General features: G+C 76.7%; 5 protein-coding genes. 4 read left to right on the top strand and 1 reads right to left on the bottom strand.

The window, feature by feature from the left end; translation table 11 throughout:
- A partial coding sequence (locus L1885_RS21845; protein ID WP_235798866.1) for a phytoene desaturase family protein occupies positions 1-976 on the bottom strand: 976 nt, incomplete at its 3' end.
- A gap of 903 nt (positions 977-1,879) precedes the next feature.
- Between L1885_RS21845 and L1885_RS21835 the strand changes: the two genes are divergently transcribed.
- The 4 genes from L1885_RS21835 (at position 1,880) to L1885_RS21820 (ending at position 5,957) form a co-directional block, all read left to right on the top strand.
- Positions 1,880-2,401, top strand: a complete 522-nt coding sequence (locus tag L1885_RS21835; RefSeq protein ID WP_235798865.1) for an SAV_6107 family HEPN domain-containing protein — start codon at positions 1,880-1,882, stop codon at positions 2,399-2,401.
- Between the two features lie 396 nt (positions 2,402-2,797).
- A complete protein-coding gene (locus tag L1885_RS21830) occupies positions 2,798-3,583 on the top strand; it encodes a methyltransferase (RefSeq protein WP_235798864.1) in 786 nt (261 codons plus the stop codon).
- Positions 3,584-3,854: 271 nt separating this feature from the next.
- The gene (locus tag L1885_RS21825) at positions 3,855-4,256 is read left to right on the top strand and encodes an SCO2097 family morphological protein (RefSeq protein ID WP_235798863.1); all 402 of its coding nucleotides are present in this window, start codon (positions 3,855-3,857) and stop codon (positions 4,254-4,256) included.
- 342 nt (positions 4,257-4,598) lie between these two features.
- Positions 4,599-5,957 carry a glycosyltransferase gene (locus L1885_RS21820; RefSeq protein ID WP_235798862.1) on the top strand — a complete coding sequence of 453 codons (1,359 nt, stop codon included), beginning with the start codon at positions 4,599-4,601 and terminating at the stop codon, positions 5,955-5,957.
- The last annotated feature ends 54 nt before the right edge of the window (positions 5,958-6,011 follow it).

Genomic DNA, 6,011 nt, shown 5'->3' with positions numbered 1-6,011 from the left:
GCCGCGCGCCGCGCGCCGCGACCAGCACCGTCAACCGGCCGGGCAGCAGCGGTGCGCGGCCCTCCCCGGCTCCCGCCGGAGCGCCCTCCCGCGCGTCGGGCGCCGTGAGCGACGAGGGATCCACGCCGGCGACGACCACATCGGCCTCCGGCGCTCCGCCGTCCGCCAGTTCCACCCCGGCGACGGCCCCGTCCTTCTCCACGACCGCGACGACGTCCGCGCCGAAGGCGAACTCCACGCGGCGGGCCACGCAGCGCTCGTACACGGCGCGGGCCAACTCGCGCATGCCGCCGCGCACGTACCAGGTGCCGAACGTCTGCTCCAGGTAGGGCAGCACCGACGCGCTCGCGGGGGCCGTGCGGGGATCGAGGCCGTAGGCCAGCGCGTACCCGTCGAGCAGGGCGGCGAGGTGCGGGACGCCGAGCTCCCACGCGCCGATCTCGGCGAGCGTCGACGCCTCCCGCGCGCCGCGCAGGAGCCGGCGCCGCCGCACCGCCGGGTACGGGTCGCGGGCGAACGCCGCTGTGTCGGCCGGCAGCGGCTCCTCCAGCAGGGGGCGGCGGGCCCGCGCCCACGTGTCGCCCGCCCGGCCCAGGAAGTCGGCCCAGCGCCCGCCCGCGCCGGCGCCGAGGGCCGCGTCGAGCGCGGCGACGACGCCCCCGCGCGAGGAGTTCGGCAGGAGGGCCTGCGCGCCGTCCGTGAAGACGTGCCGCGCGTCGTGTTCCGGCTGCACCAGGTCGAGGCACGCCTCGAGCGGCTCCTTCCCCGTCTTCACGAACAGGTCGCGGTAGACCGCCGGCACGTGCAGCAGCCCGGGGCCGGTGTCGAAGACGAAACCGTCCCGCTCGAACCTGCCCACCGCGCCGCCGTACGTCGCCGCCCGCTCGTACACCGTCACCCGGTGGCCCGCCACGGCGAGCCTCGCGGCCGCCGCCATCGCGCCCATCCCGGCGCCGATCACCGCAATCCGTGCCATGCCGGTGACTCTAACGGCAGCCACCGACACACCTTCCGTGCCCCCGTGCGGACTCCGGGGCGGTTGCCGCGCCGACCGGATCCGTGCGGGCGGGCCGGCGGCGCCGCGCGCGGACCGGCCGAGCCGTGAGTACGTGTACTCAGGCACCGAGATGAGTAGCCGCGCGGATGGGGGCGGGTGCCCGGGGACGGAAGAGTGGGGCGCACGGAAGGGACGCGGCACCGGTACCGCCGGCACGGGGCGGCGGAACGGGGCGGCGGTCCCTTCCGGCACGGGGGAGCACGGCGGAGGGGCCGGTGGCCGGCAAGGGCACCGGGCCCTCCTACCCCGCGCCGGGACCGGGAGCCGGGTTCGCAGCCGGATCCGGGGCCGGGGCCCGGGGGGCCGGACGGACGGGGGAACGGGGACCTGGGACCCGGGAGCGGGCCCGAGGGACGTGGCGTCCGGGTGGCGGGGGACGGAAGCACGGGGGACGGGTACGAACGGGGGCGAGCGAGGGACGGAGGGAGCGAGAAGCGAGGAGCGCGGGGTGCGGCGGGCCGACGGGGGACACGGCGGTCCGCGGCCGCACGGTGGCGGGCCGACGGGGGACACGCGGGCCGCGCCTGGACGGGGAGGCGGGGGAAACGGGAAGCGAGGGAACGGGAAAGCGGGGAAAAAGGGAAAGCGGGGAAAACGGGGGAGCGGGGAAAACGGGGGAGCGGCAGAAACGGGACCCGTGCCACCTGCGTCGCGGACGCGGGGGCACGGGCCCCTTCCGCGCGTCGCGGCGCCTGCCCGCGTCGCGGCGGTCCTGGGGCCATGCAGCGGTCGAAAGGCCAGGTCGGAGCGGATTGTCAGTGGTGGAGCGCACCATGGGACACATACGGCAACCGCGCCGTCACACTCGACAGGAGGTTCGTCATGGCCAGCTCTTCAGCCGGCGCCGCACCGCGGCTCCCGGTCGGCGGCCCCGCCCCCTCGCCGACGACCGGACCGGCCACCGACATCCACCCCGTCTCCCGCCGTGCCGGGGCTCCGCCCGCCGCCCTCGACCTGCTCGACCAGGCCCGGGCCGGACTCGACGAGGCCGACGAGCTCGAGACGCCCAACGAGCGCTATGCCACCGCCCATCTGGCCGCGCTGCGCACCGCGGCCGCCGTTCTCGCCGCCCGCGGCCGGCCCGAGACGACGCCCCAGCGCCGCCGCCGCATCCGCAGCGCCTGGGAGGTGCTGCCCGAGATCGCCCCCGAGCTGGCCGACTGGAGCGCGCTGTTCGCCTCCGGCGCCGGGCGCCGTGCCAGGGCCGAGGCGGGCATACAGGGCGCCGCCGGTGCCCGCGACGCGGACGACCTGATACGCGACGTCCGGATGTTCCTGCGCCTGGTCGAGCGCATGCTCGTGCGGGAGCCGAAACTGCCCCTTCCGCGTGCGAGCGGCCACTGAACCCGGCCACTGAACCCGGCCACTGAACCGGGCCGGTGAGCCCGGCGGGTGAGCCGGTGGGGACGAGCGGTCCGGCGGGGGAGGCCCGGGCCTGGCGGGCCGTGCTCCGCCGCCGGCCGGGCATTGCCCGGTGAGCGCCGCCGGCCGCGTGCGCGAGCCGTCGCGACGTTCGCCGGGGCGCCACGGCGGGGCCGCGGGGATCGGGGGGCCGCGTGCGCGAGCCGTCGCGACGTTCGCCGGGGCGCCACGGCGGGGATCGGGGGGCGGGGGCACGGGGATCGACCGGGGTGCGGAGGGTGATGCCGGGGCGCAAGAGGCGGCTGAGGAGGCAATAGGGTGGACGCACCGTCCACAGCCCGCCGCAGGAAGCGGCACCGCGCCGAGGAGTCAACTGCCGTGTCGGACCCTTCCCCCGCCGCCGGCGGCGAGTCGCCGTCGTCCCGCCGCGGACCCCTGCGCACCGGTGTGGTCCGGGAGGTGATCGGCGAGGCGCTCGCGCTGCGCGCCAGGACGACCGGGGTGGACGTGCTCGACGTCCTCGACACCGGCGGCGGCTCGGGCAACTTCGCCGTGCCCGTGGCGAGGCTGGGCCATCGGGTCACCGTGGTCGATCCCAGTCCCGACGCGCTCTTCGCGCTCGAACGCAGGGCGGCGGAGGCGGGCGTCGCCGACCGGGTGCGCGGCGTGCAGGGCGACATAAACGGCCTGTTCGAGGTCGTGGAACGCGAGGGCTACGACGCCGTCCTGTGCCACGGCGTCCTGGAGTACCTGGAAGACCCCGCCGACGGGCTGCACAGGGCCGTCGAGGCGCTGCGCCCGGGCGGCGCCCTGAGCCTGCTCACCGCCGGGGTTGGCGGCGCCGTGCTCGCCCGCGCCCTCGCGGGCCACTTCACGGAGGCGCGCGAGGCGCTCGTGGCCCCGGACGGCCGCTGGGGCAGCGGTGACCCCGTGCCCCGGCGCTTCACGGCCCAGCAGCTCACGGACCTGATCGACGACGCGGGCCTCGCGCTCGTGTCCGTGCACGGCGTCCGGGTCTTCGCCGACCTCGTCCCGGGCGGCCTGGTGGACCGGGAGCCCGGGGCTCTTGAAGCGCTGCTCAAGCTGGAGGCGACCGCCGCCGTCCTGCCCGCCTTCCAGGCGGTCGCCCCGCAGCTGCACGTCCTCGGACAGAAGCGCGGCTGATCAGGCCCTCTTGCCCTTGGGCGCGGTGTGTGGCCACCGCATGGAGTACGACACAAGCCCGCCCGTCCAAGGGCTGGGCACCGTATGATCGGGGTACACGATCCGGCATGAGGGATCGGGTGTTGGGGAATCAACGCCTCAGCAGCCGCGCCCGTATGGCGGTCGGTTGGTTGAAAGGGCATTGAGGGCGGGTTTCTCGGGGGCGATTCCCCGCTTATCCTGAAGGAGCCGCACACCGGCCGCCCCCGCGGCCGACGACTAGGAGGACTCCGTGCCGCTCTCTGAGCACGAGCAGCGAATGCTCGAGCAGATGGAGCGAGCGCTGTACGCAGAAGATCCCAAGTTCGCGACAGCGCTTGAGGGAAGCGGGCTGCGTACGTACACCCGGCGACGGGTCTACCAGGCGGTCGCTGGCTTCCTGGTGGGTATCGCGCTCCTCATGTCAGGAATGGTCGCCCAGCAGATCTGGATCAGCGTGGTGGGGTTCCTCGTCATGCTCGCGTGCGCCGTGCTGGCCGTCACCGGCTGGCGCAGGGCACCGAAGCGGGGGGAGCAGCAGGTGGCGGCACCGGGCCGCGCCATGGACGGCGGCCGGGCGCAGCGCCAGCACCGGTCCATGATGGACAGGATCGAGCAGCGCTGGCAGCGGCGTCGGGACGAGCAGGGCCAGTGAAAGTGAAGTAGCACGCGGGGGCCTTCGGGTCACCGGGCAGGAACGAACATCGGGGCGGACGCCGCGCTCGCGCGAAAGGGTTGCGGCGGGCGGGGGCACACCGGCGGGAGCCGCGCCGCAGGCGGCCGGGGCACCGGCCTCGCGCCCGCGGGCGCCGTCCAGCATGCGGGAGGGCCGTGCCGGAAACCCGGCTGGCTGCGGCACACTGGGACACAGGCCGGAAAATGGCTGATAGCAGACAAGGCGGGTGGCGCCGGCGCTGCGGCCGTCCGCCGCCGGGCGCCCGGCCGGCGAACCGCCCCCGATCCCTCCCGTCCACCGGTCTCCCGCCCCGGAGGAAGCATGGAGCCCGTCGTCGTCGCCTCGGTCCCCGTCCCCAGCCATGTCGCCCCCCTGCTCCCCGTCGCGCGCGACCTCGTGCGGCGCGGGCACCCGGTCAGCTTCCTGACCGGCCACCGCTTCGAGGAGGCCGTCCGCTCGACGGGCGCCGCCTTCGCGCCCCTGCCCGCCCACGCGGACTACGACCCCGCCCGGCTCGACCAGGAGTTCCCCGAACGCGCCACCCTCGGCGGACGGGACCGGCTCGCGTTCGACATGCGCACGAACCTCACCAACCCCGTCCCGGCGCAGCACCACGCGCTCCAGGAACTCCTCGGCGCCGACGAGGACGCGGGCGAGGCCACCGTGGTCGTGCACGAGAACGCGTTCCTCGGCGCCTGGCCGCTGCTGCTCGGGGCGCCCGGCGCCCGGCCGGCCGGGGTGGTCGCGGTGGGCGTCGAGCCGCTGTCGGCGCCCAGCGAGGACACCGCGCCCTTCGGCTCCGGCCTGCCGCCGGACACCTCGCCCCCGGGCCGGGTACGCAACCGGCGGGCCCACGAACGGACACGCGCCTTCTTCGCGCGGGTGCAGGAGAACCTCGTCCGCTCGCTGCGGGCGGCGGGGGCCGTGCGGGAGCCGCCCTTCCTCCTCGACGGCGTGGTCACGCTGCCGGACCGCTACCTCCAGCTCTCGGTGGAGGGCCTGGAGTACCCGCGCGGCGACCTGCCGCCGCACCTGTCGTTCGTCGGTGCGCCGGAAGCGCCCGACACACCGGACGGCGGGACCGGGACGGGCGGGGGCGCGCGGGCGGACCGCGGCGCGGAGGGTGGCGCTCCGGCCGGCCGGGAGGGCGGCCTGCCGCACTGGTGGCCGGACGTGCGGGCCGCCGAACGCGTGGTGGCGGTGGCGGGCGCGGGGGAACTCGCCGGCCGGACCCTGCGGGCGCTGGCCGGACTCGACGCGCTCGTCGTGGCGGCACCGGGCCCGGGCGTCCGCCTCACCGGGGTCCCCGGCAACGCGCGTGTCGCCCCGTCCGTCCCCTACGGGCGGCTGCTGCCGCACACGGACGTCGTGGTCGGCAACGGCGGCTACGCGGGCGTCCAGTCGGCGCTGCGGCACGGCGTGCCGATGGTGCTGGGCCCGCAGTACGAGGAGGAGGACGAGGACGCGGTCGAGGCCGCGGCCCGTGCCGCGTGGGCCGGTGCGGCGGTGGACCTCGGCGGGCCGCGGCCCGGCGGGGCCGAGATCCGGGCGGCCGTCGAGACCGTCCTGGCCGATCCCCGCTACCGGAAGAACGCGGCCCGGCTGCGCGACGAGTACGCGGCGCACGACGCGCTCGGGGAGATCGCCTCCGCGGTGGAGGGGTTCGCGCCGGGGCCGTAGCGGCCGCCGCTCCGTGCCCGTGCGGTACCCGCCCGTGTGGCAGGGGGGTCGGGG

Origin of the sequence: Streptomyces fuscigenes (genome assembly GCF_021556455.1) — a bacterium.
GTDB lineage: Bacteria > Actinomycetota > Actinomycetes > Streptomycetales > Streptomycetaceae > Streptomyces > Streptomyces fuscigenes.
Note: the sequence above shows the minus strand (reverse complement) of the source record. Positions and strands in the feature narration are given on the sequence as shown.